At 36.8% G+C, this 22,323-nt stretch carries 23 protein-coding genes; 15 read left to right on the top strand and 8 right to left on the bottom strand.

The window, feature by feature from the left end; genetic code table 11:
* The first annotated feature begins 143 nt into the window (after positions 1–143).
* The 5 genes from K319_RS0106830 (at position 144) to K319_RS0106850 (ending at position 4,352) form a co-directional block, all read left to right on the top strand.
* Entirely contained in the window at positions 144–797 is a 654-nt protein-coding gene (locus tag K319_RS0106830; protein WP_027382973.1) for a CBS domain-containing protein, read from the top strand.
* 3 nt (positions 798–800) lie between these two features.
* Complete coding sequence (locus K319_RS0106835) at positions 801–1,673, top strand: NAD kinase (RefSeq protein WP_027382974.1); 873 nt, start codon at positions 801–803, stop codon at positions 1,671–1,673.
* Positions 1,674–1,774: 101 nt separating this feature from the next.
* Positions 1,775–2,842: a class II fructose-bisphosphate aldolase gene (fbaA, locus tag K319_RS0106840; protein ID WP_027382975.1), complete on the top strand. Its 1,068-nt coding sequence runs from the start codon at positions 1,775–1,777 to the stop codon at positions 2,840–2,842.
* Positions 2,843–2,930: 88 nt separating this feature from the next.
* Entirely contained in the window at positions 2,931–3,788 is an 858-nt protein-coding gene (gene accD / locus K319_RS0106845; protein WP_027382976.1) for an acetyl-CoA carboxylase, carboxyltransferase subunit beta, read from the top strand.
* Positions 3,789–3,842: 54 nt separating this feature from the next.
* Complete coding sequence (locus K319_RS0106850) at positions 3,843–4,352, top strand: DUF6973 domain-containing protein (protein ID WP_027382977.1); 510 nt, start codon at positions 3,843–3,845, stop codon at positions 4,350–4,352.
* A gap of 49 nt (positions 4,353–4,401) precedes the next feature.
* Here the strand turns inward: K319_RS0106850 and K319_RS0106855 are convergent, their stop codons facing one another.
* The 4 genes from K319_RS0106855 to K319_RS0106870 all read right to left on the bottom strand — a co-directional run bounded on the left by K319_RS0106855 (position 4,402) and on the right by K319_RS0106870 (position 8,197).
* Complete coding sequence (locus K319_RS0106855; protein ID WP_027382978.1) at positions 4,402–5,466, bottom strand: T9SS type A sorting domain-containing protein; 1,065 nt, start codon at positions 5,464–5,466, stop codon at positions 4,402–4,404.
* Between the two features lie 245 nt (positions 5,467–5,711).
* On the bottom strand, positions 5,712–6,512 hold the full coding sequence (gene metQ, locus K319_RS0106860) for a methionine ABC transporter substrate-binding lipoprotein MetQ (protein WP_027382979.1): 801 nt from the start codon (positions 6,510–6,512) through the stop codon (positions 5,712–5,714).
* A 13-nt stretch (positions 6,513–6,525) separates the two neighbouring features.
* Positions 6,526–7,179 (bottom strand): methionine ABC transporter permease MetI, encoded by a 654-nt coding sequence (gene metI, locus K319_RS0106865; protein WP_027382980.1) that lies wholly within the window; start codon positions 7,177–7,179, stop codon positions 6,526–6,528.
* Positions 7,169–8,197: a methionine ABC transporter ATP-binding protein gene (locus K319_RS0106870; protein WP_027382981.1), complete on the bottom strand. Its 1,029-nt coding sequence runs from the start codon at positions 8,195–8,197 to the stop codon at positions 7,169–7,171. The genes metI and K319_RS0106870 overlap by 11 nt, the downstream gene beginning before the upstream one ends.
* A gap of 1,023 nt (positions 8,198–9,220) precedes the next feature.
* Here K319_RS0106870 and K319_RS0106875 point away from each other — a divergent pair.
* From K319_RS0106875 to K319_RS0106905, 7 genes are all read left to right on the top strand, one after another.
* On the top strand, positions 9,221–10,621 hold the full coding sequence (locus tag K319_RS0106875; RefSeq protein WP_027382982.1) for a nucleoside recognition domain-containing protein: 1,401 nt from the start codon (positions 9,221–9,223) through the stop codon (positions 10,619–10,621).
* 72 nt (positions 10,622–10,693) lie between these two features.
* Positions 10,694–11,203: a SecDF P1 head subdomain-containing protein gene (locus K319_RS0106880; protein ID WP_027382983.1), complete on the top strand. Its 510-nt coding sequence runs from the start codon at positions 10,694–10,696 to the stop codon at positions 11,201–11,203.
* Between the two features lie 62 nt (positions 11,204–11,265).
* Complete coding sequence (locus K319_RS0106885) at positions 11,266–11,658, top strand: hypothetical protein (RefSeq protein ID WP_027382984.1); 393 nt, start codon at positions 11,266–11,268, stop codon at positions 11,656–11,658.
* Positions 11,659–11,666: 8 nt separating this feature from the next.
* A complete protein-coding gene (locus K319_RS0106890) occupies positions 11,667–12,119 on the top strand; it encodes a tRNA (cytidine(34)-2'-O)-methyltransferase (protein ID WP_027382985.1) in 453 nt (150 codons plus the stop codon).
* 145 nt (positions 12,120–12,264) lie between these two features.
* Complete coding sequence (locus K319_RS0106895) at positions 12,265–13,026, top strand: alpha/beta fold hydrolase (protein WP_027382986.1); 762 nt, start codon at positions 12,265–12,267, stop codon at positions 13,024–13,026.
* Positions 13,027–13,119: 93 nt separating this feature from the next.
* A complete protein-coding gene (yihA, locus tag K319_RS0106900) occupies positions 13,120–13,743 on the top strand; it encodes a ribosome biogenesis GTP-binding protein YihA/YsxC (protein WP_027382987.1) in 624 nt (207 codons plus the stop codon).
* Complete coding sequence (locus K319_RS0106905; RefSeq protein ID WP_027382988.1) at positions 13,736–14,203, top strand: GNAT family N-acetyltransferase; 468 nt, start codon at positions 13,736–13,738, stop codon at positions 14,201–14,203. The genes yihA and K319_RS0106905 overlap by 8 nt, the downstream gene beginning before the upstream one ends.
* Positions 14,204–14,338: 135 nt before the next feature.
* Here the strand turns inward: K319_RS0106905 and K319_RS0106910 are convergent, their stop codons facing one another.
* Complete coding sequence (locus tag K319_RS0106910) at positions 14,339–15,001, bottom strand: response regulator (protein ID WP_027382989.1); 663 nt, start codon at positions 14,999–15,001, stop codon at positions 14,339–14,341.
* Positions 15,002–15,073: 72 nt separating this feature from the next.
* A complete protein-coding gene (locus K319_RS19955; RefSeq protein WP_156907066.1) occupies positions 15,074–16,720 on the bottom strand; it encodes a tetratricopeptide repeat-containing sensor histidine kinase in 1,647 nt (548 codons plus the stop codon).
* Positions 16,721–16,864: 144 nt separating this feature from the next.
* Between K319_RS19955 and K319_RS0106920 the strand changes: the two genes are divergently transcribed.
* The 3 genes from K319_RS0106920 to K319_RS0106930 all read left to right on the top strand — a co-directional run bounded on the left by K319_RS0106920 (position 16,865) and on the right by K319_RS0106930 (position 20,146).
* Complete coding sequence (locus tag K319_RS0106920; RefSeq protein WP_084403412.1) at positions 16,865–17,470, top strand: SprT-like domain-containing protein; 606 nt, start codon at positions 16,865–16,867, stop codon at positions 17,468–17,470.
* Positions 17,457–18,536, top strand: a complete 1,080-nt coding sequence (locus tag K319_RS0106925; protein ID WP_235696085.1) for a mannose-1-phosphate guanylyltransferase — start codon at positions 17,457–17,459, stop codon at positions 18,534–18,536. Before K319_RS0106920 ends, K319_RS0106925 begins: the two co-directional genes overlap by 14 nt.
* Before the next feature lie 77 nt (positions 18,537–18,613).
* Positions 18,614–20,146 carry a YifB family Mg chelatase-like AAA ATPase gene (locus tag K319_RS0106930; protein ID WP_027382992.1) on the top strand — a complete coding sequence of 511 codons (1,533 nt, stop codon included), beginning with the start codon at positions 18,614–18,616 and terminating at the stop codon, positions 20,144–20,146.
* Here the strand turns inward: K319_RS0106930 and rnhA are convergent.
* The gene (gene rnhA / locus K319_RS0106935; protein ID WP_027382993.1) at positions 20,143–20,619 is read right to left on the bottom strand and encodes a ribonuclease HI; all 477 of its coding nucleotides are present in this window, start codon (positions 20,617–20,619) and stop codon (positions 20,143–20,145) included. The genes K319_RS0106930 and rnhA overlap by 4 nt on opposite strands.
* Positions 20,620–20,633: 14 nt before the next feature.
* Positions 20,634–22,208, bottom strand: a complete 1,575-nt coding sequence (gene dnaB / locus K319_RS0106940; RefSeq protein WP_027382994.1) for a replicative DNA helicase — start codon at positions 22,206–22,208, stop codon at positions 20,634–20,636.
* Positions 22,209–22,323: the final 115 nt, after the last annotated feature.

A 22,323-nucleotide genomic window follows, 5' to 3' on the forward strand; every position in this document is an offset into this window, starting at 1 on the left:
AGTTTGAAATAAATCTAATAAAAAGTAAAAATGAAAGGCGACAAAGATATATTTTTTGTTTGATACGAAGCAATACTTTTTGTGAAATTTTATAAAAATTTTTAAAATCTTTTGTGGCTGAGGATTTTTTGTAAATTAGCATAATGTTTATAAAAGACTACATTTCCAAAGATTACCCTGCTTTCAGCAACAGAGATTCTATAGATGAGGCTTCTGAGGTTGCAAAGGAGTTTGGTTATTCCCACGTTTTTATAGTAAGCAAAGGTGTTTTTCTCGGAGGACTCAGCCAGTCTTTTTTGGAAGACAGCCCAGAAGGAAAACTGGATAGCCTCAATATCCATTACGAGCGTTTTGCAATTATTGAAGACAGTAGTCTGCTCGATAGCATCAAACTTTTCCATACCTTCAATGCCAACGTAATTCCTGTTATTTCAAAGGAAGAAAAGTATTTGGGGTATATCTCCTGCGATGATATCTTCAATGAGTTTTCAAAGTATCCCTTATTTTCTGAGAATGGTGCAATACTTACGATCCAGACCAACGGTTTGCATTATTCTATGACAGAGATCTCCCAGATCGTGGAAAGCAACAATGCGAAGATCTATGGAACTTTTATCAGTGCGATAAAAGAAGACAGCATAGAGATCACGCTTAAAATCAGTAATGAAAACCTAAGTTCGATAGACGAAACCTTTGAGAGATATGGTTATAATGTTATCAACAAGCACTATGACGATGAGAAAGAAGAACTGTTGAAAGACCGTTTCGGGTTTTTTCAGAAATTTTTGGAAATATAGTTTATGAAGGCAGCTATCTATTCTCAAAAAAAGGACCTCGATACGTTTTTGTATCTCAATAAATTCATTTCTGAACTGGCACTTAGAGATGTTTCTGTGGTTCTTCATTCGGAAATGGCCGAGAAACTTAATTTTTCCAAGGAATTCGATACGTTTTCCTGTAAAGAAGAACTTAAGAATAAGAATGTCAATATCGTTTTCAGTTTTGGGGGCGATGGGACAATTCTCAATGCATTGACCTTTATCCAGGATTTGGAAATTCCGATCATTGGTGTGAATACTGGGCGATTGGGATTTTTGGCGAATTTCAGAAAAGACCAGATCTTCGATGAATTAGATTCTATTATTCTAGAAAAAAATTATAATATCAGTGAGCGTTCGGTGATCAAAATCACAACGGACAGCAATTCCAACATCGATTTTCCTTTTGCCCTTAATGATGTCAGCCTTTCAAGAAAAGAAACAACCTCGATGATTACTGTGGAATCATACATTAATGATGATTTCCTGAATGTTTTCTGGGGTGATGGGTTGATTGTTTCTACACCTACAGGTTCTACTGCGTATTCTTTAAGTTGTGGCGGGCCGATCATCTCTCCGGCGAATGACAATTTTGTCATCACACCGATTGCGCCTCATAATCTGAATGTCCGTCCATTGATCGTAAAAGACGATGCAAAAATAAAATTGACCGTGAAAAGCCGCGTTCCGGAATATACTCTGGCTTTGGATTCCCGACTTTATCATATGGAAGTGGGCAGCGAAATACTGATAGAAAAAGCGGACTTTTCATTATTTTTGATCAAACCGAAAAATTTCAGTTTCTATGAAACAATCCGCCAAAAACTGCTTTGGGGGAATGATAAGAGAAATTAATATCAAAAAATTATACTTAACATAACATATTGAAAAGTGAAGTTGTAATTGTTAATAATTTAGTAACTTTACAGACCAAAAAATCTTAAAAAATAAATAAAATGAGCAGAAAATTTCCGGCAGGAGTTGCCACTGGTTCTTTAGTAACAGAAATATTCGATTATGCCAAAGAGAAGCAGTTTGCACTTCCGGCAGCTAATGTGATCGGTTCTAGTAATATCAACGCAACATTGGAGACTGCTGCGAAACTTAATGCGCCTGTAATTATCCAGTTCTCGAACGGAGGTTCTATTTTCAATGCTGGAAAAGGCCTGAGCAATGAAAATCAAAAAGCGGCAGTTCTGGGAGCTGTTGCAGGAGCAAAACATATCCACACTTTGGCGGAAGCTTACGGAGCGACTGTTATCCTTCACACAGACCACTGTGCAAAAAAATTGTTACCTTGGGTTGATGGTCTTTTGGATGCAAGTGAAGAGTTTTACAAACAAAACGGGAAGTCTCTTTACTCTTCTCATATGTTAGATTTCTCAGAAGAGCCTATTGAGGAAAATCTTGAGGTTTCTGCAAAATATTTCGAGAGAATGAACAAAATGGGAATGACTCTTGAAATCGAACTGGGTGTAACAGGAGGAGAAGAAGATGGTGTTGACAACTCTGATATTGACAGTTCAAAACTATACACTCAGCCAGAAGAAGTAGCACACGCTTATGAAGTTTTGAAGGCCATTTCTGATAACTTCACGATTGCAGCAGCTTTCGGAAACGTTCACGGTGTTTACAAACCAGGAAACGTAAAATTGACTCCAAAAATTCTTGATAATTCTCAGAAATATGTTCAGCAAAAATTCGGAACAGGAGAGAAACCGGTAAATTTCGTATTCCACGGTGGATCAGGTTCTACATTGATGGAGATTCGAGAAGCGATCAGTTATGGAGTTGTAAAAATGAACATCGATACAGATCTTCAATTCGGTTATACAGAAGGAATCAGAGATTACATGACTGAGAAAATCGATTATCTACGTCATCAAATCGGAAACCCAACAGGAGCAGATGCGCCAAACAAGAAATTCTATGATCCAAGAGTTTGGGTAAGAAAAGGAGAAGAAACTTATATCAAGAGATTGACACAGGCTTTCGAAGACCTGAACAATATTAATACACTTTAATTTTATAAATGATAATCGATGAGCGATAAATGATCATGGTCATTTGCTTCCATCAATTATCATTTATCATTTATCAATTATAGATTATATGGCATTTGATTGGTTTAAAAGGAAAACGCAAAACATCACCACTTCTACGGAAGACAAGAAAGACGTTCCGAAGGGACTTTGGCATAAAACGCCAACTGGAAAAATTATAGAAGCAGAAGAACTTAAAGCTAATAATTTTGTTTCTCCGGAAGATGGTTTCCACGTAAGGATCGGAAGCAGAGAATATTTTGATATGCTCTTTGATGAGCAGAAATTCAAGGAGTTGGATGCAGATGTGGAAAGTGTGGATATTCTCAAATTCAAGGATACAAAATCTTACACAGACCGTCTGAAAGAAGTGAAGTCTAAAACCAAACTGACCGATTCTATCCGTAATGCTACCGGAAAAGTAAACGGTGTGGAAATGGTGGTTTCCTGTATGGATTTTGCTTTCATCGGTGGTTCTTTGGGCTCTGTAATGGGGGAGAAGATCAGAAGGGCTATTGACTATTGTATCAAGAACAAATTGCCATATATGATCATTTGCCAATCAGGTGGAGCAAGGATGCAGGAAGCGGCCTACTCTCTGATGCAGTTGGCAAAAGTTCAGGCAAAATTGGTTCAGCTTTCTGATGCTGGTTTGCCTTACATCGCTTATTTGACCGACCCTACCTTTGGAGGGATCACGGCTTCATTTGCAATGACAGCGGATTTGATCATTGCCGAGCCAAGCGCTTTGATTGGTTTTGCAGGCCCTAGGGTTATTCGTGAAACCATTGGTAAAGATTTGCCTGAAGGTTTCCAGACATCGGAGTTCTTGCAGGAAAAAGGTTTTGTTGATTTCATCGTGAAAAGAACAGAAATCAGACAGCAGGTTTCCAGAGCAGTGAAACTTTTGATCCACGAATATCATTGATCAAATTATTGAACTAAAAATACACTCTCTCAAATCTGGGAGAGTTTTTTATTGATGAGATTTATAGGCATATTTTTTAGAACGCTGAAGTCATTGACCTTCAAAAAACTTCTCCAGGTATTTTCCATTGGGATTACGCATCCGTTGTTTGCGTTTCTGTACACTTATGCAAGCTTTAAGGCGTTTAAAAAAGCGAAAGAATTATATCCTGAAACCAATTCCAATAATGGCGAAGGAAATGCCTTCCGACATGCCTACTGGTGTTGTTTGATCATGATGTATTTCTGCAAAGTTTCTTCGCCTGAAAAATCGTTGAAATGGTGTGAAAAGCTTACTAATATGCATGAAGACCTTTTTCCGAACGAGCCTTTGGAAACTAAAATGGACCTTCATAATAATAAAGTTGGGATGGATTATTTTATGAGTCTTTTGCCTGGTGTCCATCGACAGTTTTTTGAAAGCAGTTTTTTCATCAAAGAATTGCAGGAGAGAACAAAGAATGCGGTTCTCATAACGTCAGAAGATGAAGAATTAGAAAAAGATGTCTTGGTATATTTAGAATAAAAAATGACGCTCAATTGAGCGCCATTTTCCTTAAAAATTTGAAGTGATTTTACTTCTTGATGAATTTCTTGGTCGTAGTTTTTCCGTTCTCGAAAGTTATTTTGATGAAATAATTTCCTGATGTCAAACGAGAAACATCTACATTGGTTTCATTGGTTTCAATAACTTTTTGTCCTGTGATAGAATGTACTTCTACAGATTTCAAAGCTCTTTCAGTATTGATTTTAATAAATTTGTCAGCTGGATTTGGTCCGAAGTTGAAATCAACTTTCGCATAATCATTAACAGCCAAAGTATTATTTGATTTGTTGACACATCTTACGGAGTAACCAAAACTTTTTGCATCACCGCCAAAACCAGTTGTGCTGGAAGCCGCCGCTCCCAAATAAACATAACGGTAAAAATTCGGGTTTGCACTAGCAGACCTTGTCCAGATATAAGCACGTGCGCCCTCAAATGCCCATCCTGCATCTTTACGTGCTCCTGCCCCGGCGATTTTAAGATTACTTTCAAAACCTCTTACGATCCCACCTGTTGTTGCACCAGCTGGTTTCGGGAAAATGTTTTCTTTTGTCATTACAAGATCCCAATCAGCTTCAGATGGCATTTCCCAATTGTCCCCAATTGCTTTGCAAGGGTCCATTCCGTTGTGTTCAGTTACTTCGGAAAGACTTTTTGCTGTCCAGTTGTCGTTTTGTTCAGGATTGGCAAACCAACCTGTGTAGTTAGATGACCAAGGCGTTCCACCGCCGATATAGAAAAGGTTTGTTCCGGCTCCTAAACCAACAGGATTATTTGGTGTCGGATAAGTTTCTGTAGTCTGAGACGTTTTTAATTGATGACCATCATCCCAACGTCCATATTGGAAATAGTCTCCACGAGCACCTTCGTCAGCGATGCTTGTAGCGACGTTTGAGCTTCCAAGATTTTGTTGTAGCCACTCGTTTCCATCAGCCGCTCTCACTGTTTTATAGAAAACCGGCTGGTTCCGATATGTGAGAGTTACACAACCCGTGTCGCCAATATTAGTTCCGGTAGCCTGTGGTGTGCAGTTTTGAGCATTGGTGTTTACAAAAACTGCAAACAACCCTAAACAAAGATATTTATTAAGCATAATTTTAAATTTTTTACAAACTTATTATTTAGAATAAATAAAAACTAATAAAATGATTTAAATCATAATCTGATTTTATGAACGGCATTGCTTATGTATGTTTTACAATTTGATTTAAATTATCATTAATCAATTTTTTGTTAATGATAATTTTAGAGTCATAATTGATTTCTGATGAAGAATAAATAAATTTGGCAATTCATATTGAATTGCCAAATTAAAAAACTAGATATAACGTGAAAGTTTTACCACGCCTTGACAGCACCTCCTTTGAAGGTTTGTTGAGCTGTGGATTCTACTTCCTGAGATTGGTATGCTTTGACAAATTTCTTGACTTTATCATCATTTTTATTGTCTTCTCTGGAAACAATAAGATTGGCATAAGGCGAATTCTTATCTTCTGTGAACAGACCTTCTTTTTCCGGGTCAAGTCCGGCTTGAGCGGCAAAATTATTATTGATAATAGCCAATGCTACTTCTTTATCTTCCAAAACTCTTGGAATTTGTGGTGCTTCTAATTCTAAGATTTTAAGGTTTTTCAGATTGGCGATAATGTCGGTTACTTTAGGTAAAAGTCCAACGTCTTCTTTTAATTTAATTAATCCTTGCTTCTGTAATAATAATAAAGAGCGTCCGCCATTTGTTGGGTCATTTGGAATCACAATGGTTTGTCCGGGTTGCAATTCGGAAATCGATTTTATCTTTTTAGAATAAGCCACAATCGGGTATACAAAAGTTTTTCCTACAACCGCCAATTTGTAACCACGTTGTTTAGATTGTTCTTCTAAATAAGGTAAATGCTGGAAAGCATTGACATCAACATCGCCTTGACTCAAAGCTTCATTTGGAACAACATAATCATTAAAGGTTACTAATTCCACATCCAAACCATATTTCTCTTTCGCTACTTTTTTTGCAGCTTCAGCAAGATTTTGTTCCGGTCCAGTTGCGATCCCGACTTTCAGAACATTAGGGCTTGATTCTTTTTTGTTGCAAGCAGATAATGTAATAATAGCCAATGTTAAAGCCAATATTTTCGATTTCATTTTTTTTATAATTTTATCTATGATTGAATTTTTTCGAAAGAAAGTCACCGGAAATCTGAATAATGAAAACCAGCACAATCAATAATATCAATACTGAATTCATTACCGCAAAATCATATCCGATGTAGCCGTACTGATAACCAACTTGTCCCAATCCGCCGGCACCAACTGCGCCTCCCATCGCAGAATAACCAACCAAGGTAATCAACGTAATGCTCACATTATTGATTAACGAAGGCAAAGCTTCTGGTAAAAGGACTTTTCGGATGATTTGAAGCGGTTTTGCGCCCATTGCTCTCGCTGCTTCTATCAACCCTGAAGGTATTTCCAACAGACTGTTTTCTACCAATCTTGCAATGAATGGAGCAGAACCCACACTCAGTGGAACCAATGCTGCAGAAACGCCAATCGACGTTCCAACAATCGTTCGTGTGAAAGGTATCATCCACACAATGAGAATGATAAAAGGAATCGAACGGAAAATATTGACTATAATGGATACGATTTGGTGTGATATCTTATTTTCCAATAACTGACCTTTTCTTGTGAGAAAAAGGAAAATTCCCGTCGGTAATCCTAAAACAAATCCGAAAAATCCTGAAACCAAGGTCATTACAACAGTTTCAATCGTCCCTTGAAATAACAAATTGATGATACTATCCGACATAACCTAAAATTTCTGTGTTTGCATATTCATTTTCTAAGTAAGCCAAAGCTTCCTTGGTATTTCCTTCTTTCAGTTCCAAAAGCAAAACTCCGAAACTCAAGTGGCCTACATATTCCAGTTGGGCGCTGATAATCTTTGCTTTAACCATAAATTTCTCGTACAGATTAATGATAACGGAACTTTGTTCATCATTCCCGCGAACGAGAATTTTAACCAAAGGATTGTTATTTTCACTATCGATATTACTAATAGAATTCTGATAGATTAAAGGTAATTCTACATTCAGAGAAGACTGGATGAAACCTTTCGTGATTTCTTTTTCCGGATGGATGAAAATCTGTTCCACCTTTCCTTGTTCTACTAATTTTCCATTGTCAATCACAGCAACTTTATCACAAATACTTTTAATCACTTCCATCTCGTGCGTGATTAGAAGAATCGTGAGATTCAGTTTTTGATTAATAGATTTCAGGAGTTGCAGGATAGATTTGGTGGTTGCCGGGTCAAGGGCACTTGTCGCTTCGTCACACAACAAGACTTTTGGGTCGTTGGCTAAAGCTCTCGCAATCGCAACTCTTTGTTTTTGTCCGCCTGAAAGATTCGCAGGATAATCTTTTGCTTTTTCTTTCAGTCCAACCAATTCCAAAAGAGTGTTCACTTTATCCTTGATTTCAGACTTCGATTTTCCCTCTAATTCCAACGGAAAAGCTATATTGTCAAAAACATTTCTGGAGGATAACAAATTGAAATGCTGGAAAATCATCGCAATTTTTCTTCTTTCCAGAGTCAGTTGAGAATCGGAAAGTTTTGTCAGTTCCACTTGGTCAACGATCACTTTTCCTTCATTTGGTTTTTCCAGAAGATTCACGCATCTGATGAGCGTGCTTTTCCCGGCGCCGGAAGTCCCAATCACACCGAAGATTTCCCCCTTTTCAACAGTCAGGGAAACATTCGACAAGGCTTGGATAACCTTATTTTTAGTAGTAAAACGTTTGGAAACATTTATAAGTTCGATCATTTTTATTCATTAATTAAAAAATAAAAAACCTTTCACATAGAAGTATGAAAGGTTTTCAAAATAAACACACTATTATTACTTCTTCATATATATTCGAAAAGTTAAATCGCAGCAACAAAACATTTTTCCTGTCATAATAGTGTTTTAAAAAAAGCCTGAGCAAAAGTAAAAACTCAATTCATACCAAACAAGTATAATTTAAATTAAATGACAAATGTCAGTTTTTATAAAGTTAATTTGACTTCGTCGAACCACTTCGTTAGGTTTGGGCAGCTTTATCCGCCTGTCGTTTATCCTGAGCTTAGCCTGTAGTGAGCTTGTCGAACTATCGAAGGGCTCCCAATCTGTCACTCTGAGATTCCCGAAGAGTCCGCTCAAGTCGGGCTGCTGTAATTCAACGTCCCTATTTTGCGTAATAGTTTGCCATAAACTTTGTCATTCCGGGGGGATCTAAATAACGTGAGTTCGATGTAAGTATAATACTCAAATATAAATAGGAATGGGCTTTAGCCCATTTTCATAATTGAGAAAAATAGATTGGCTTTAGCCAAAACTTAGTTTAAATTTCGGCTAAAGCCGATTTGGAATTACAATTTTCACATCGGGCTTCCTTCGACAAGCTCAGGATGACATACCTACTCAATTGACAAACATAATAGATTGAATGTTAATTAATTTGTTTTTATGTCGAACTCACGTTAAATAATAAATTATCACATTCATTGTTGAGATTACTCCGGAATGACAATATTGTGTTTTTTTTCCAGCCAATAATTATAATCATTGTCGTTCGATGAAAATAATACAATTAACAGGTCGCTCCTCTGGAGCTATATCTGGTCTCGGAGAGACCTACTGTTAATAGAAAAAAATAAGCTGGTAAAAACCAAGCTCCGGAGGAGCGACGCGTTGCTTTATCCTATAAACATTCGGTTCTTCGATTCATTTGTATCTTTAATTGGACAACAATAATATCTAACATCTCATATCTTTTCTTACATTTACTAAAAATTAATTTTCCGAATGGTTCTAAGCAGGATTTGGTCCGCCTTTATTATTATAGCAATTGCGGTTGCATCAATCAAGTATTTCAGTTCAGAGAATTACAGTCAGATTTTCAACGACATGGTTGTCGGAAAAGGTGGCGATACGATTCAGATTGCCTATAAACCGTTGGTCAAACTTTCTCCGGAGATTAGAAAACCGCTAATGGATAATCTGGAATTTGAGCAAAATCATATTCATTACCAAGCCAACGAGTCGCCTTATGTTAGAATCTACCGAGTTCAGGAAACCGACGGCGTTATAGGAACCAGCGAAACAGCGGTCAACATCTGTCTCAAACTGATTGGAATTATGGCTTTGTTTATGGGTTTTATGAGCATTGCTGAGAAAGCAGGAGGTATTAATTTCCTAAGCCGATTGATTCAGCCATTCTTCTCAAAGTTATTTCCGGAGATTCCAAAAAATCACCCTTCATTTGGGCATATGATGCTGAATTTCAGCGCAAATCTTCTCGGACTGGATAATGCTGCAACACCTTTCGGACTGAAAGCGATGGAAAGTCTCCAGACTTTGAATCCGGATAAAGATAAAGCCAGCAATGCGCAAATTATGTTTCTATGCCTGCACGCCAGCGGTTTGACATTGATTCCGGTTTCCATTATTGCGATTCGTTCATCTATGGGTTCGGAAACACCAACGGATATTTTCCTGCCTTGTATGATCGCAACTTTTTGTGCGACCTTGGCAGCAATGACCATCGTTTCTGTCAGACAAAGGATCAATCTTTTCCAGCCAATAATTTTGGCTTATGTTGGCGGGATTTCTGCAATTATTTCTTTGTTGGTAATTTATTTGGTTCAACTCAACAAAGAAGAATTAGATTCCTTCAGCAAAGTGATGAGCAACGGAATTATCCTGTTGATTTTCTTTGCAATAGTTCTCGGCGCAGTTTATAAAAAAATCAACATTTTTGATGCTTTTATCGATGGAGCAAAAGAAGGATTCACTGTTTGTGTGAAGATTATTCCTTATTTGGTTGGGATGTTGATTGCAATTTCATTACTCAGAACAAGTGGCGTTTTTGATGTGATTATTGACGGAATGAAGTGGATTGCAAGTGCGTCACATCTCGATACAAGATTTGTTGACGGATTACCGACAGCACTCATCAAACCTCTATCCGGTTCCGGTGCTCGCGGAATGATGGTCGATACAATGAAAACTTTTGGAGCTGACAGTTTTCCCGGAAAGTTATCGGCAATTCTCCAAGGAAGTTCGGACACGACTTTCTATGTAATTGCAGTTTATTTTGGTTCAGTTGGAATTAAAAATACAAGATATACAGTTGGTTCTATGCTTTTGGCAGACTTAGTTGGCGTGATTACTGCGATAATTTTGGCGTATTTGTTTTTTGGATAGTTGAGTTGCAAGATGCAAGGTTCAGGTTTATAATTAATATTAAATAAAAGTTTATATGCCAGCTATATAATTATGACAAAAACAATCCAAATTATAACAATTTTAATTTCTACATTTTTCTTCGCACAAAATGAAGAACAAAATATCGTTGATTTAAATCCAAATCAAAAAGAAATTAATAAACAACAAGATTATAAAAGGAATTATCTCATCAACTTTCTCGAATCATCATATAATAAAGAAAATGGATTTTATTTATTAACTGAAAAGAAAATTGAAAATATGACTTCTTTGGAGATGTCGAATGAACCAACTTTTAAGGTAAGTGATATTAAGAAAATTGAAATTATCCAAAATGGAAAATACAGACCTTACCTGAAAATTTACTTAAAACATAAAGTTCAACACAAATTTGCAGATTTAATTTCAAAGAATATAGGAAACGGAATAGCGACAATAGTCGATAGGAAAATTATTATGATGACACCTATTAGCAAGGAAACTTCCAACAGTTATATAGAAGTCATTGGTCTTTATAATTTAGAAGAAGTAAATAAATTAAAAGATAAATTAAAACAATGATTTCATCTAGCAAAGATATGTACAATTAAGGTAAAACTTAAAAGTTTAACTCGCAACTCATTATGATTCAGGATAAAGATTTTACACTTAGATTAATAAGACAATTAACTCAGGCATTAGAAAAATTATTGCTTGGAAAACCGGAAGAAAGTCTGATGCAGAAAGAATTGGATTTCGATTCTTTGATGAAAGATATTTTTAAAATCAATTTCGATGATATTGCTTCAAAGTCCAAAGAAGAGATTATCGAAATTGTACAACAAAGAGAATCCAAAGACCACGCAGATTATTACGAGATGCTTGGGAATCTTTTTATGTTCCATTACAGAACGGAAGGAAAACTTGATTTTGCAGACAAAGCCAAAACTTTCTACGAATTATATCTCACAAGAAGCGGGATTTTCGCATTGCCAATTATTAATAGAATCAACGAGTTGAAAATTGTCCTAAATTAAATTTCAAAATGTTAAATGTCGTTTTAGTAGAGCCGGAAATCCCTAATAATACAGGAAATATCGGCCGATTATGTGTAGGAACAGAAAGTAGATTGCATCTGATCCATCCGTTCGGATTTGTCATTAATGATGCTAATTTAAAGCGCTCCGGACTTGATTATTGGGTTCACCTGGATGTCACCGAGTATCAAAATGTTGAAGAATGGATGACACAAATTCCGGACAAATCCAGAGTTTTCTTAATGAGCTCACACGCAACCAATTCAATTTATGAAAATGAGTTTCAAGACGGAGATTGGCTCGTTTTTGGAAAGGAGAGTTGTGGTTTGGGGCAAGAGGTTTTGAGTTTGTTTGAAAATCATTTGACCATTCCGATGTCTAAGAAGATTCGGAGCTTCAATATTGCAAATTCAGTTGCCTTCGTTGTTGGTGAGGCTAAAAGACAAATTGCTTTGAAGTAAAAACAAGAGATTTAAAAATATTATTATAACCATATCAATAAATTGACATCTGTGTTAAAATAAATTAATTTTGACCACTTTAGTAGGATTAAAATAAAAAAATAATTCTTTTATTTGTATTTTTGCGCGTTATCGGAAGAGCATTATGATTTTTAAGACTAAAAAAGACACGAAATATAGTTATGTGGAAGCGGGTGAAGGTCATCCAATGGTGCTTCTTCATGGTCTGATGGGAGGTTTGAGCAACTTCGATAAGATGATCAATTACTTCTCGGATAAAGGTTATCAGGTCTTTGTTCCTCAATTGCCTATTTATGATCTGCCGATTCTGAATACTAATCTTGCTTCGATTTCCAAATTCGTTGCAAAGTTTATTACAGATGTTATCGGGAAGCCGGTGACAATTGTAGGTAATTCTATGGGCGGACATATCGGATTGATTCTCACGACATCTCGTCCGGAATTAGTAAGAAATCTTGTTCTGACTGGGAGTTCCGGTTTGTATGAAAGAACATTCGGAGATAGTTTCCCAAGAAAAAGTGATAAAGATTATATCAAAAGAAAAACTCAGGATGTTTTTTATGACCCGATCGTAGCTACTGATGAGTTGGTAGATGAAGTTTTTGCGGTCGTAAATGATAGAATGAAAGGTATAAAAACAGTAATGTTGGCCAGAAGCGCCATCAAACACAATATGTTGAACGACCTTCCGAAAATCACTTGTCCTACTTGTATCATATGGGGAAAACAGGATAACGTCACACCTCCGGAAGTTGCAGAAGATATGCACAAATTCATCCCGAATTCCGAGTTGCACTGGATCGATAAATGTGGTCACGCTGCTATGATGGAAAAGCCGGATGAGTTTAATGAGATTCTTTACGGATGGCTTAAAAGAGTGATGTAAGCTCTATTCAAATAATATTGTTCAGAACCATTAGGAAATTGAGTTTTAATTAAAAATAAATTTGATTCTTAATGGTTTTTAAATTATAAAAATATGGTGATCAAAACCGCAGAATTTGTAAAAAGCAGTCAGAAATGGCAGGACTGTCCGGAACCTACAATGCCGGAATATGCCTTTATCGGGCGTTCCAACGTTGGGAAATCTTCTCTCATCAATGCGATGATGAATCATAAAGACCTTGCCAAAACATCTCAGACCCCGGGAAAAACGCAATTGATCAATCATTTTTTGGTCAATGAAAACTGGTATTTGACCGATCTGCCGGGTTATGGATATGCGAAAGTTTCTAAAAGTCTGAGAAAAGATTTTGAAAAGCTAATTACCAATTACATCCTCAACAGAAAAAATCTGGTCAATCTTTTTGTACTTGTGGATATCCGCCACACACCGCAAAAGATCGATCTGGAATTCATGCGATGGCTTGGGGAAAGCAGCGTTCCGTTTTCCATAGTTTTTACAAAAGCAGATAAGCTAAAATCTGGCGGCGTGGATAGGAATGTTGAAGTTTATAAAAATGAATTGCTTCAGACTTGGGAAGATTTACCAGACCTATATGTTACTTCTGCAGAAAAGAAAGAAGGTGGTGATCTGATCTTAAAATTCATTCAGAAAACCAATGATTTTTTGATTAAAAATAAAGTAAGGTTCGATGACTAATGTAGATTGGAAGATCAAGACGTTTTCCGAACTTACCACAACCGAGCTTTACGAGATTATCAAAGCCAGAGTTAATGTTTTTGTAGTAGAGCAAGATTGCCCATATCCGGATCTGGACGATTATGATCAGAAGGCAATCCATCTTTGGGCAGAAGATAATGGTGAAGTTTTAGCTTATTGCAGGATTTTTGATAAAGGCATAAAATACCCGGAAGCATCCATCGGAAGAGTTATAACGACAGAAAAGGGAAGAGGAAAAGGGCTTGGCAAACAGCTGATAGCATACGCCATAGATATCATAGAAAATAGGTTGCGTACTTCTGAAGTCAGAATTTCTGCCCAAGACTATTTATTGAAGTTCTATTCAGGTTTTGGTTTTCAAGAAACAGCAAAAAAATATCTGGAAGACAATATTCCCCATACCGAAATGTTTAGAACAAAAAAAGAGTCTGAAGCATAGCTTTAAACTCTTTCTGAAAAATGAATGTATTGTAAGTTGTGTTTTTACGGTTATTAATCTGGTGCAAAGTTAGAGACATCTAACTAGATTTCCTTACGGGAAAACCGTAAAAACAAAAAAAATAATCGGATTTTTTTAAATTATCCCAATTTCTTTGCTACATGCAATCAATTCCTCGGTGTTTTTTACGGTCAATATTAGCTTCATTGCATTGATTCTTTTTTCCACACTGCTCAAACTGCTTGGATAAATGTTTTTCTCTTGTAATTTCTTTGGGATATTTTTTTGCAGAACACCATCGGATAATAACTGGAGTAATGTGATGTCATAATTGCTAAACTCCAAGGTGTTGAGACTTTTTACAGGCAATTTCAGGCCATGAGAGAGGTAGATTTCATTATTATATACGGCTTCAATGGCTTTTTTAAGTTCTTTGGAATCTGATCTGGCTTTTCTTACAAAAGCATTGATGTTTAATTCGCTGAATAGCAGGTCTATAACTCCTAATCTGTGTTCTGCGGAGAATACGATTACTTTAAGCTCCGGACAAATCTCTCGACAAGATTTTATAAGTTCTCTTCCATTTTTTATAATTTGCTTTACGTGATCTTCTTCAAACGAAAGATCTGTGATCAATACTTCATAAGGATTGGATTCCAAAGATTTTTTAAGGTGCGAAAAAGTATCATCACAGTAATAAGTATGACTTACACTTGGGATTTCCATCTCTTCCAAGACTTTTTGAATGGAAAAATTACTGCTCTCATGATCTTCCGCAATTAATATTTTACTGAACATTTTTTCTAAGTACTTTAATTAAAATTGTTTTTCAGACAGTTCTTTGAATCTTTCAAAATTCTTTGTAAAGCTCTAGTTTTCATTCCGTTTAATAGAAAGTCTTAACCCAGAGATCCTTTCCTCGATTTCCAACTTTGCATTTATTTCTTTTAGTCGCGATCTCATATTTTCGAATCCGTTTTTTTCTTCAAAATCTTCTGTAAGGCCAATTCCATTATCCGTATATCGGATATCATAGATGTTGTTTTCATGGACAAACCTTAAGATAACTTGTGATGCCCTGCTATGTTTTTTCATGTTGACAAGAAGCTCTCTTATGACCTGGAACAATTCTTCTTTTGTCGATTGATTCAATCCTTCCCAAAAATCAGCCTCGTTTCCAATAATGATAATTTTTGTTTTATCATTGTCGAAAGAATTGATCAAACCTGATACTCTTTCGTTGAACTCCTGTTGATTACTATTATTGTAGGAAAGGTCTCGGGATTTTTCGTACATCAGCTCTAGCTTATCCAATATTTTTTCGGTAGGAATGTCCTTTTGGTTCTCAATCGTTGTCATGACTTCATAGATTCCGTTTGCAACCACATCATGGACTTTTTTTGAAAAATTAAGGCGCTGATATTGTAACTTGTTGTTGGCTTCTAAAATGAGTTTTTCTTTTCTCTTCTTGGTCCATATCGATACAAAAAAGGTAACGATTGCCGCAATGATGACCAGGGCCCAAATGATAATCTTTTGGCGAGTAATGGAAGATTGGTTGATCTCTCTTTCTTTTTGAAGAATAACGTTCTCCGATTTTGCTTTTTCGCTTTCAAAACGGATCAGTGCAAATTGATTTTTCGCTTTGTTCTGACTATTTACAAGGCTATCCTGAATTCTAGAATAGGTATCGAAATATTCTTGTGTACTAGCTCCATCAGAAAGCTTGATCAAAGTTTGCAAAGCTTCTAACTCATCTACAGGGTATTTTAATTTCTTTGCAAGAACCAGCATTTTTTTTGCATAAAATATGGCGGAATCGGCATTTTTATTCAAATAATATGAAGACAGGTATGCATAGGCTGCGTCTTTATTCCAGTCATCATTTTGTGCATTACTCAATCTTTCTGCCAACAGATAGTTTTTCACGGGATCGTAATTATTGTCCTCATACCATTTTGATCGGGAGAAATTAAGCAATAATTTTGGGTAAAATTCACTTTTAGGACCTATGCTGTCAATTAGTTTTTTATAGATGGCAACCGCTTTTCCATATTTTTTCTCATTATGAAAAACGATTGCAATATTATTGGAAAGCATCAGCTTGTCGATGGGGTCTTTAGTAAAAAGAAAGGCTTTGTCATAGAATTGTTTGGAGTCCTTGTAATTCTTTAGGTTATTGGATGCAACCCCAAGATTATTGTAATTGCAGGATAAAAAAGAATGGTGGGCGGTATCTTTCTCTTTGAAAAATTTTGAGGCAAGTAGACTGGTTTCAATACTGCCAAAATTATCCCCGGCATTTTCCTGTGTAATGGCCATATTCACCAAGCTTTTTCCTACACCGAAAGAGTCATTTCTGCGTAAGAATAACTCTTTGCCTTTGTCCAAATAGTAGAAAGCACTATCATATTCGTTCTTGTCCAGGAATACGAAAGCTTTTTCATAATATGGATTGATCTGTTTTTTTTGTAATGGATTTTTTGGTGAATCTATATCTTTAGAACACGAGAACAACAGTAATACGAATAAACAAAAAATAAATTTTGGCAACTTTTTCCAATTTATTCGAAATTTAAGAAAAAACATTAAGAAAAACTTAATATTTCCAGGCAAAATCGTTCATATTGATTATTTTTGTTATTTATATTTTGGACCTGGATGTCAATCGATACATTAGAACAATATCTTCCCAAGAATACTCTTCCTTTTCTTAAAAAATGGTTTGCCGATTATTATATTCATATCAAGATCACGAAAAATAGGAATAGCAAATTGGGAGATTACAGGAAGTTACCGGATAGATCACACCAGATCACGGTTAATTCTACATTGGACAAGCAACTTTTCTTTTTTGTTCTGACCCATGAGCTCGCTCATCTTATTGCCTTTGAGAAATTTAATTTCAAGATCAGTGCACATGGAAAAGAATGGAAAGATACTTTCCGCGAAATGCTTTTGGAAAGCATTGATATCTATACTGAAGATCTAAAACCAATTATCGTAAGATTTGCGAAAAGTCCTAAAGCCAATTTCATGGCGAGTCCAGAGCTTGTCCGTTATTTTCATATCGAAGATTCTGAGGCAAACTCTGTTTTTATTGAAAATTTATCAATCAATGATAAGTTTCATTACAAAGGTGAAACATATATAATATTAGAAAAAAGGAAAAAATCTTATCTTTGTATCCATTTGAAGAATTCAAAAAAATATTTATTCCGGCCTTTGGCAAAGGTCGAAAAATTGACAATCAATGATGAACAATAATTACTGCGTTATTATGGCAGGGGGAATAGGAAGCCGTTTTTGGCCAATGAGTACTCAGAAATTTCCGAAGCAGTTTCATGATATATTAGGAACAGGCAGAACAATGATTCAACAGACTTTCGATAGGATTAATCAGTTAATACCTAAAGAAAATATTTATGTCATTACAAATCAGGAATATGTAGAATTGACGCAACAACAATTACCAGAGATTCCTTTTGGAAATATTGTTGGTGAGCCAGCTATGAAGAATACTTCTGCGTGCAATCTGTACATGGCAAAAAAAATAGAGGCTGTCAATCCCAATGCAAATATCATTGTCATGCCCGCAGATCATTTGATCTTGAAAGAAAACACCTTTTTGGAAAAAGTGTCGTTGGCCTTCAAATTAACATCGGAAAATGATTATCTGATCACGTTGGGTATTACACCAACACGACCAGACACTGGTTATGGTTATATTCAATTCATTCAAGAAAAGAATGAACTTTTTTCTAAAGTCAAAACTTTCACAGAGAAACCAGACCTTGAGATTGCCAAAAGTTTTATAGAATCGGGTGATTTCCTTTGGAATGCAGGTATTTTTATCTGGAGTGTAAAAAGTATTTTGAAAGCATTCAAAAAACATCTGCCAGAAATGACAAACCAATTCAATAGCTGCGAATATAATACGGATGCTGAAAAGGAATGTATTGATCTGGTTTATCCTACGGTAAACAAAATTTCCATAGACAACGGGATTTTAGAAAAAGCGGATAATGTCTATGTAATTCCGGCTAACCTTGGATGGAGCGATCTCGGAACATGGACTTCGGTATATAACAATGCTGGGAAAAATGATGACAACAATGCAATCTCTTCCAAGAATGTTCTTACTTATAACTCAAAGGGAAATGTCATCAGGATCAAAAATCAAAACAAGGCCGCTGTTATAGACGGACTTAAAAATTATATTGTTGTTGATACGGAAAAAGCATTGCTTATTTGCCCACGGGATAATGACCAGCTTATAAAAGATTATGTTCTAGACCTTAAAAATCTTAAAAAAGGCGAACGATTTATGTAATATTATTTCTCAAAAAATATCTGGCTCTTTGATTTTCATCAGAGAGTTTTTTTTATTTTTGGCAAAACAAAACACAAATGCTTGTCAAAGTTTACGGTGCGGCCATTCATGGTGTCTCTGCACAGATCATTACCATAGAGGTCAATGTTGACCAGGGTGTCGGTTATCACCTGGTCGGGTTGCCAGATAATGCCATCAAGGAAAGTAGCTATAGGATCTCTGCTGCTCTTAAGAACTCAGGATTCAAAATTCCCGGAAAGAAGATTACAATCAATATGGCTCCTGCGGATCTCCGCAAAGAAGGTTCTGCTTATGATCTGAGCATTGCTCTCGGGATTTTGGCAGCTTCCGACCTTATAAAAGCAGAAGATCTGGGACAATATCTGATCATGGGAGAATTATCTCTTGATGGTGGTTTGCAACCAATAAAAGGTGTTTTGCCAATTGCTATAAAAGCTAGAGAAGATGGTTTCAAAGGTATAATTCTTCCAAAGCAAAACGCAAGAGAAGGGGCAATCGTCAATCAACTGGATGTTTATGGTGTGGAAAACATCAGAGAAGTTATCGATTTTTTCAATGATGATCAGCCTTTGCAAAAATTCGAGATTGACACCAGAAAAGAATTTCAGGATAAAGTTGATCATTTTCCCTTTGATTTTGATGAAGTGAAAGGACAGGAAGCTGCAAAACGTGCAATGGAGGTTGCAGCGGCTGGTGGGCATAACATTATACTGATAGGTTCGCCGGGAAGTGGGAAAACAATGCTTGCCAAACGTCTTCCCAGTATATTGCCGGCACTTAGTCTCAAAGAGTCTTTGGAAACAACGAAGATTCATTCTGTAGCAGGTAAAATGGGAACAGAAACATCATTGATAACAATAAGGCCATTTAGATCCCCACATCATACGATTTCTGATGTCGCACTTGTCGGAGGAGGAAGCTATCCCCAGCCGGGAGAGATTTCTCTCGCTCACAATGGGGTTCTATTTTTAGACGAAATGCCCGAATTCAAGAGAGCGGTTCTCGAAGTGATGAGACAACCTCTGGAAGATAGAGTTGTAACTATTTCACGAGCCAAATTTACTATTGAATATCCTGCGAGTTTTATGTTGGTTGCAAGTATGAACCCCAGTCCCAGCGGTTATTTTCCGGATGACCCGAATAATACTTCATCAACTATGGAAATGCAGCGGTATATGAACAAATTGTCCGGACCTCTTCTCGACAGGATTGATATTCATATCGAAGTTTCAAAAGTGGAATATGAACAGCTGGCAGATAAAAAGAAAGGAGAAAGTAGTGCAAGTATAAGGCAAAGAGTGAATAACGCAAGAGACATCCAGAATGAAAGATATAAAGATTCTGAAGTCAATTATAATGCGCAGATGGGACCAAAAGAAATCGAAAAATACTGTGAACTGGACGAATACTCTCAGTTATTAATAAAAGCTGCTATGCTGAAACTTAATCTTTCTGCAAGGGCTTATGATAGAATTTTAAAGGTGGCGAGAACCATTGCAGATCTGGAAAATTCGGAAAATATACAGGGAGACCATATTTCTGAGGCGATACAATACAGAAGTTTGGACAGAGATTTCTGGAATGCTTAAAACATTCCACCATCACTCTGATTCTCAAAAAAAGAATCGATGGCAAGTTTTTCAGATCTCGAAGCTGTTACTGCAAGCAGGTCACATAGCTCATTTTCAGGATGGCCGGCGTGGCCTTTGATCCAGTGGAATTTTGGATTGTGAAGTTGGTATAATTTATAAAACACTTGCCAAAGGTCTGGATTTTTGACATTCTTCCAGCCCCTTTTGATCCATCCATAGATCCATTTTTGATTGATGGCATCGGCGACATACTTGCTGTCGGTATATATGTGGACCTCATTATCAGCAGTCTTGAGATTGCCCAGTGCTACGATTACTGCCATCAGCTCCATCCTGTTGTTGGTCGTTTTACGGAAGCCCTTGGAATAGGTTTTCTGATATTTTTTTTCAGGAACGCGCATCAATATTCCATAACCGCCAGGTCCCGGATTTCCGCTGCAAGCACCGTCTGTAAAGATTTCGATTCTCAAGTTAGAAAAAGAATTTAGAATGGCATATCATCGTCATCATCGTCATTCATTGCAGAGCCCGAGACATTGTTATTGCTTGGTAATCCAAAAGCAGCTCCCGGATCGATTGTAATATTGATTTTATCAAAGCCAGCAGGCTCATCTTTTTGCCCAAAGTTGGAAGGGGTATATTCGTAATTCGTTCCAAGGTCGGCAAACTTACCAATGTTCTTGTGGAATGCTAATCTTACATCAGCTGTCGCACCATTTCTATGTTTTGCAATGATGATCTCGGCTTGATTTTCTGTGCTGGTTTCCGCCCCTTCTTCATCATTGTCCCAAACAGCAATTTTATAATACTCTGGTCGGAAAATGAACGAAACGATATCTGCATCCTGCTCGATCGCTCCAGATTCCCTGAGGTCAGAAAGCATCGGCCTTTTCCCGGGCCTTGTTTCCACGGTTCTGGAAAGCTGTGATAGCGCAATGACAGGAACATTCAGTTCTTTCGCAATGGCTTTTAGTGACCGCGAGATCATTGCGATCTCCTGCTCACGGTTTCCACCGCCTTTCCCGGAACTGGCGGTCATCAGCTGGAGATAATCCACCATAATGATTTTCACGCCATGCTGCATTACCAGTCTTCGGCATTTTGCCCGGAAGTCAAAGATGGAAAGCGAAGGTGTTTCGTCGATATAAAGTGGCGCGTTTTCCAATGCAGAAACGTTAGTAAATAACCTTTGCCACTCATCATCGGACATTTGGCCTTTTCTCAGTTTCTCGGAAGAAATCCCGGTTTCGGAAGATATCATCCTTGTGATCAACTGGACCGAAGCCATCTCCAGGGAGAATAATGCCATCGGGATTTGATGGTCCACACAGATATTTCTAGCCATTGAAAGGATAAAAGCCGTTTTTCCCATCGCAGGTCTTGCCGCAATGATAATGAGGTCTGAGTTTTGCCAACCTCCGGTTTCTTTGTCAAGTGCCGTAAATCCTGATGGAACTCCGGATAAACCTTCTTTATCTTTTAGCGATTTGATTTTGTCAATCGCTTCTTTTACTAATGAATTGGCCGTGTCGAAACCTTTTTTAATGGTTCCGTTCGTGATTTCAAAAAATGATTGTTCCGCTTTGTCCAACAATTCGAAAACGTCGGTTGATTCTTTGTAGGAATTGTCAATCACGTTCGCCGAAACATTGATCAATGAACGAAGAATATATTTTTCAAGAATTACACGTACGTGATATTCGATATGGGCAGAAGAACTCACGCCCATTGTCAAATCAATGATGTAGTGGTCACCGCCCGCAAGATTCAGTTTTTCGTTTTTTTTGAGGTCCTGAATTACGGTCATCAGGTCTATAGGAGAGTTGCTCTCATACAACTTCAGAATCGATGCAAAAATCGTCTGATGTCTAGGGTCATAGAAAACATCGGGTGTCAATAAGTCTATGGAATGGTCAAGTCCTTTTCTGTCAATTAGAAAAGTTCCAATCACAATTTTCTCAAAGTCTAATGCATTAGGTGGCATTTTGCCATCCGAAATAGAGAGTTCCTTTGCAAAATTACCCTGCGTGAGCGATGATAATGTTTCCTTCTGTACCATTGTACAAAGGTAGAATTTTTTATAAATTTTCGAAATTTAGTTTTGCTCAAGAAATCCACAGACAATTGTTGATAAATCAATTTTTTTGTAACAAAATATATAAACTGTGAACTTA

It is taken from the genome of Epilithonimonas caeni DSM 17710 (genome assembly GCF_000426465.1).
In the GTDB taxonomy this organism is placed as follows: domain Bacteria; phylum Bacteroidota; class Bacteroidia; order Flavobacteriales; family Weeksellaceae; genus Epilithonimonas; species Epilithonimonas caeni.

Excerpts from the sequence above, each read along its gene's own strand:
- K319_RS0106830 (WP_027382973.1), top strand. The coding sequence starts at position 144 with ATGTTTATAAAAGACTACATTTCCAAAGATTACCCTGCTTTCAGCAAC.
- K319_RS0106835 (WP_027382974.1), top strand. The coding sequence starts at position 801 with ATGAAGGCAGCTATCTATTCTCAAAAAAAGGACCTCGATACGTTTTTG.
- fbaA (WP_027382975.1), top strand. The coding sequence starts at position 1,775 with ATGAGCAGAAAATTTCCGGCAGGAGTTGCCACTGGTTCTTTAGTAACA.
- accD (WP_027382976.1), top strand. The coding sequence starts at position 2,931 with ATGGCATTTGATTGGTTTAAAAGGAAAACGCAAAACATCACCACTTCT.
- K319_RS0106850 (WP_027382977.1), top strand. The coding sequence starts at position 3,843 with ATGAGATTTATAGGCATATTTTTTAGAACGCTGAAGTCATTGACCTTC.
- K319_RS0106855 (WP_027382978.1), bottom strand. The coding sequence starts at position 5,466 with ATGCTTAATAAATATCTTTGTTTAGGGTTGTTTGCAGTTTTTGTAAAC.
- metQ (WP_027382979.1), bottom strand. The coding sequence starts at position 6,512 with ATGAAATCGAAAATATTGGCTTTAACATTGGCTATTATTACATTATCT.
- metI (WP_027382980.1), bottom strand. The coding sequence starts at position 7,179 with ATGTCGGATAGTATCATCAATTTGTTATTTCAAGGGACGATTGAAACT.
- K319_RS0106870 (WP_027382981.1), bottom strand. The coding sequence starts at position 8,197 with ATGATCGAACTTATAAATGTTTCCAAACGTTTTACTACTAAAAATAAG.
- K319_RS0106875 (WP_027382982.1), top strand. The coding sequence starts at position 9,221 with ATGGTTCTAAGCAGGATTTGGTCCGCCTTTATTATTATAGCAATTGCG.
- K319_RS0106880 (WP_027382983.1), top strand. The coding sequence starts at position 10,694 with ATGACAAAAACAATCCAAATTATAACAATTTTAATTTCTACATTTTTC.
- K319_RS0106885 (WP_027382984.1), top strand. The coding sequence starts at position 11,266 with ATGATTCAGGATAAAGATTTTACACTTAGATTAATAAGACAATTAACT.
- K319_RS0106890 (WP_027382985.1), top strand. The coding sequence starts at position 11,667 with ATGTTAAATGTCGTTTTAGTAGAGCCGGAAATCCCTAATAATACAGGA.
- K319_RS0106895 (WP_027382986.1), top strand. The coding sequence starts at position 12,265 with ATGATTTTTAAGACTAAAAAAGACACGAAATATAGTTATGTGGAAGCG.
- yihA (WP_027382987.1), top strand. The coding sequence starts at position 13,120 with ATGGTGATCAAAACCGCAGAATTTGTAAAAAGCAGTCAGAAATGGCAG.
- K319_RS0106905 (WP_027382988.1), top strand. The coding sequence starts at position 13,736 with ATGACTAATGTAGATTGGAAGATCAAGACGTTTTCCGAACTTACCACA.
- K319_RS0106910 (WP_027382989.1), bottom strand. The coding sequence starts at position 15,001 with ATGTTCAGTAAAATATTAATTGCGGAAGATCATGAGAGCAGTAATTTT.
- K319_RS0106920 (WP_084403412.1), top strand. The coding sequence starts at position 16,865 with ATGTCAATCGATACATTAGAACAATATCTTCCCAAGAATACTCTTCCT.
- K319_RS0106925 (WP_235696085.1), top strand. The coding sequence starts at position 17,457 with ATGATGAACAATAATTACTGCGTTATTATGGCAGGGGGAATAGGAAGC.
- K319_RS0106930 (WP_027382992.1), top strand. The coding sequence starts at position 18,614 with ATGCTTGTCAAAGTTTACGGTGCGGCCATTCATGGTGTCTCTGCACAG.
- dnaB (WP_027382994.1), bottom strand. The coding sequence starts at position 22,208 with ATGGTACAGAAGGAAACATTATCATCGCTCACGCAGGGTAATTTTGCA.